At 61.8% G+C, this 3,005-nt stretch carries 9 protein-coding genes; all 9 read right to left on the bottom strand.

The annotated features are described in order from the left end of the window. Positions 1-11 precede the first annotated feature (11 nt). A complete protein-coding gene (locus C486_RS21255) occupies positions 12-152 on the bottom strand; it encodes a hypothetical protein (protein ID WP_160164281.1) in 141 nt (46 codons plus the stop codon). 522 nt (positions 153-674) lie between these two features. Continuing rightward, complete coding sequence (locus C486_RS00405) at positions 675-1,034, bottom strand: hypothetical protein (protein ID WP_008451704.1); 360 nt, start codon at positions 1,032-1,034, stop codon at positions 675-677. Next, on the bottom strand, positions 1,027-1,308 hold the full coding sequence (locus tag C486_RS00400) for a hypothetical protein (RefSeq protein ID WP_049909958.1): 282 nt from the start codon (positions 1,306-1,308) through the stop codon (positions 1,027-1,029). The genes C486_RS00405 and C486_RS00400 overlap by 8 nt, the downstream gene beginning before the upstream one ends. Further along, positions 1,305-1,547, bottom strand: coding sequence for a hypothetical protein (locus C486_RS00395; protein ID WP_008451700.1), 243 nt, complete (start codon positions 1,545-1,547; stop codon positions 1,305-1,307). Before C486_RS00395 ends, C486_RS00400 begins: the two co-directional genes overlap by 4 nt. After that, on the bottom strand, positions 1,544-1,795 hold the full coding sequence (locus C486_RS00390) for a hypothetical protein (protein WP_008451698.1): 252 nt from the start codon (positions 1,793-1,795) through the stop codon (positions 1,544-1,546). Before C486_RS00390 ends, C486_RS00395 begins: the two co-directional genes overlap by 4 nt. 3 nt (positions 1,796-1,798) lie before the next feature. Continuing rightward, the gene (locus C486_RS00385) at positions 1,799-2,023 is read right to left on the bottom strand and encodes a hypothetical protein (RefSeq protein WP_152419094.1); all 225 of its coding nucleotides are present in this window, start codon (positions 2,021-2,023) and stop codon (positions 1,799-1,801) included. A 32-nt stretch (positions 2,024-2,055) separates the two neighbouring features. After that, complete coding sequence (locus tag C486_RS00380) at positions 2,056-2,358, bottom strand: hypothetical protein (RefSeq protein ID WP_008451693.1); 303 nt, start codon at positions 2,356-2,358, stop codon at positions 2,056-2,058. Continuing rightward, positions 2,355-2,504, bottom strand: coding sequence for a TFIIB-type zinc finger domain-containing protein (locus tag C486_RS19710; protein WP_083865975.1), 150 nt, complete (start codon positions 2,502-2,504; stop codon positions 2,355-2,357). The genes C486_RS00380 and C486_RS19710 overlap by 4 nt, the downstream gene beginning before the upstream one ends. After that, on the bottom strand, positions 2,501-3,005 hold a 505-nt coding region (locus tag C486_RS00375), incomplete at its 5' end, for a GNAT family N-acetyltransferase (protein ID WP_008451692.1). The genes C486_RS00375 and C486_RS19710, both read right to left, overlap by 4 nt.

Raw genomic sequence — 3,005 nt, 5'->3', positions numbered from 1 at the left:
CGCAGAACGGCCTACTCGTCGATTACCTCGCCCGTCTCAGGATCGAAGTTCGACGGAACGACCGTCACATGGTCGATCCCGATCGGCGGCTGATTGTCCTCAGTGTCCTCCTCTGCCTGTGCATCCTTCGTCTCTGCCTGTGAGCTTGCCATCTCAGAATCTCCTGAGAACCCCACCAACGCCGCTGCGGTGGCGCTCTCGTCTCACCAGAGCGCCACCGCGAGGCGGAGCCCAGTTTGCGAAAACAAGCAGGAGCGGGCGAGTGAGCGGTCGTCGGACAATCCATCTTGCGTCCGCCAGGGCGCAAGATGGATGTTCGACGAGCCGGGTCGGCAGCGATCTCGCCCGACCTGCGAACGAGCCGCTCGAGCGGCCCACAACTCCGGACAGCATCACCACTCATCGAGTAAGGAGATCTCAGGAGGAATCCTGAGATGGCGTTTCAGAATTGTGTCTCAACGTCGATAACTGTTCGGGTCCGGGTTCAGAAACACCGCACACTTGGAGCACAGATCGATGTGCTGCTTGGTGGCTCTCATCGATCCGAGTCCTTCGAGAGACAACCGTCACACACCCAGACGTCCGTGTAGATTCCAGCGCCTCGTTGGAGACCTCGACGTACTCACCGGCGTCTGTGGCGCTCTCAGCATCGCCACACTGAACGCAGTAATCGGTCATCGGTTCTCATCATCCCCATTTGATCGTAGCCGTGAAATGATTCGGTGTTCCGGGCCGCGGACGCCCTCACGGCCACACTCGGGACAGGGGACAGCCTCGGAGAATCCGCCGCGGTCGATCAACATCTGCTCGCCACAACGGCACTCGATATCCGAGCGCTCGAGCTCACCCGCGGCGGCCCGATCGCCAAGTCGCGGTTGGTAGGCCAGATAGATCCCACCGGCGATGCCGAAGCACAGCCCCGGTAGCACGAGATTCGGGTTGATCGAGTTGCCGACCAGAGCGCCTGTCAGCGCTGCGAGGATGATGATGAGGAGGTTCGACTTCGGGTAGTCCGCTGGGTCGAACTCACTCATCGAGATCACCGACGACGGCCTCGTCATAGCCAGTCTGATAGCCTCGAGCATAGCCGTAGAGGACCCCAATGATCGTTCCGGCGCTCGCGAACAGCGGCCAGTTCGAATCGATAAACACGCCGAGGTCGTCGATCAACGAGGGGGCGTCTGTCCCGCTTTCCTCGTCCCAAACCTCACGCTCTTGCTCAACATCCGCGATCGCACTTCCAGCGACGATGCTGATCACGCCGACCGCGACGACCATGACGACCACCTTGGCGACCTTCTTCATCATCGTGAGTCCTCCATGTCGTCAGTGACCGCCGCTGTCCGATACTCGCTTTCCTCGGCGCGGACGTAGGCCCAGCCGAACACGCCGATCGCCGCCACAAGGGCACCCACGCCGTAGCGCTCGAGCGGCGTCGATACCGACGGCTGAATTGCGAACATGAGCCCGAATCCGAACATGGTCCCAGCGGCGAAGTACTTGATCGAGAGGCCATGTCTGACCGTCTCGGAGAGGACGTCGTTCATCGGTTCTCGTCACCTCCGCTCTCGGTACTGTCGTCCGATTCCATCGTGTATCCCGGAGTAAGTTCGTTCACGGCGATCGCGACGGCCGCGCCGACCCAGCCACCAAAGAACACACCTGCACCGAAGTCCCCCGTTACGAGACTAACACCGGCAATTGCGACTGCGGTCGCAAGCAGGTAGATCCGGAAGAATCGGTTATCGAAACTCGCTTTCAGCGATTCGCATCTCGTCGGTCTGTTTGTCGACATTACTCACTGCACCTCGTTCTCAGTCATCGCCTCGAGATACTGAACACGAGCGGCGGCCCGCACCCCCCGCTGCGCGGCTCGGAACGCTTCGGGGCTGTCTTCGGGATCGGGTTCGGACGGTCCGGTTTCCTCGATCCTCTCGAGCGCGTCGTCTAGATCGGCGCGAGCCTTCTCGAGCCGTTCTACATAACTGTCCTCGAGAGGGGAAGACTGGCCGAGACGTTCCATTAGGTCGTCAAATGCGGATTCCTCATCGGAGTTCATCGGTCCGTTTCCCCCCCCGTGTCGGCCACACAACCGTGGCGCTCGTTGTGTCGGTTGATCGGTCGCGTGACGATCTTGGATCCCACGAATACCAGTCCAAGCGGTACGAGCCACCGAATCGATTCGGGTGCCTCGAGAGCGGCCAGCAGCGCGATTGCTACCAGGGCCGGTGCGATCGCGACGGCGACAGCTCGCAGCTTGATCCAACTCTCGGCCGCGCAGTCGCCACATGGGCAGTCGTCGCGAATGACGAGTGTCTGTACGAGCGAATCTAAGCGCGTTGATCGGTCGTTGCTCATGTCGAATCCTCCGGTGCAGTAAGGTCCGAAACCGGTTCCTCGAAGATGAACTTCGATTTGAATCTGTGGCCGCGAATACAAACGCGAGTGCCGTCCTCCCACCCGAGTCGAACGAGGCCGCCACAGACGGGACACTGTTCGCTCATCGGCTCAGTCCCTCCGTAGCCGCTAAATCGTCGATCGGCAGGTCACGAGCCCACAACACGGCTTCGCCCTCGCAGGTCGCATCGTCGCTGGGCCACACGCCACAGTCCGGACAGGCGTCTCGAGACTCCGCGTAATGATCCGGGAGGCGCTGGATCGGAACGAAGTCGTAGCGGTCAAACAGCGGGCGACTCGTGCGTCCCTCGCGTCGTTCCCAGCCCCACGCGACGACCATGTCCGCGCCCTGGGCCTGTGCCCACTCGAGGCGCTTGCGAAAGAGGGCGCGACCGATGCCAAGACCCCGCCATGCCGGATCAACGAGACCGAACCACAGCATCGCGTTCAGGTCGCCAGCCAACGCCGCCCGCTCGAATCGGCCCTCCGGGAGTTGCTCGACCATTGTGTCGTGATCGAGCAGTTCGACGAGACCGCCACCAATGTCGACCGAGGTTCCGTCGGGTCGCTCCTGGGTCGCAATCACGCCGAGGGCCGGTCGGGCCGGG

The organism is Natrinema gari JCM 14663 (assembly GCF_000337175.1).
GTDB lineage: Archaea > Halobacteriota > Halobacteria > Halobacteriales > Natrialbaceae > Natrinema > Natrinema gari.
Note: the sequence above shows the minus strand (reverse complement) of the source record. Positions and strands in the feature narration are given on the sequence as shown.

Coding starts and splice junctions, on each gene's coding strand:
- C486_RS00400 (WP_049909958.1), bottom strand. CDS start 1,308: ATGATGAAGAAGGTCGCCAAGGTGGTCGTCATGGTCGTCGCGGTCGGC.
- C486_RS21255 (WP_160164281.1), bottom strand. CDS start 152: ATGGCAAGCTCACAGGCAGAGACGAAGGATGCACAGGCAGAGGAGGAC.
- C486_RS00405 (WP_008451704.1), bottom strand. CDS start 1,034: ATGAGTGAGTTCGACCCAGCGGACTACCCGAAGTCGAACCTCCTCATC.
- C486_RS00390 (WP_008451698.1), bottom strand. CDS start 1,795: ATGTCGACAAACAGACCGACGAGATGCGAATCGCTGAAAGCGAGTTTC.
- C486_RS00380 (WP_008451693.1), bottom strand. CDS start 2,358: ATGAGCAACGACCGATCAACGCGCTTAGATTCGCTCGTACAGACACTC.
- C486_RS00395 (WP_008451700.1), bottom strand. CDS start 1,547: ATGAACGACGTCCTCTCCGAGACGGTCAGACATGGCCTCTCGATCAAG.
- C486_RS00385 (WP_152419094.1), bottom strand. CDS start 2,023: ATGGAACGTCTCGGCCAGTCTTCCCCTCTCGAGGACAGTTATGTAGAA.
- C486_RS19710 (WP_083865975.1), bottom strand. CDS start 2,504: ATGAGCGAACAGTGTCCCGTCTGTGGCGGCCTCGTTCGACTCGGGTGG.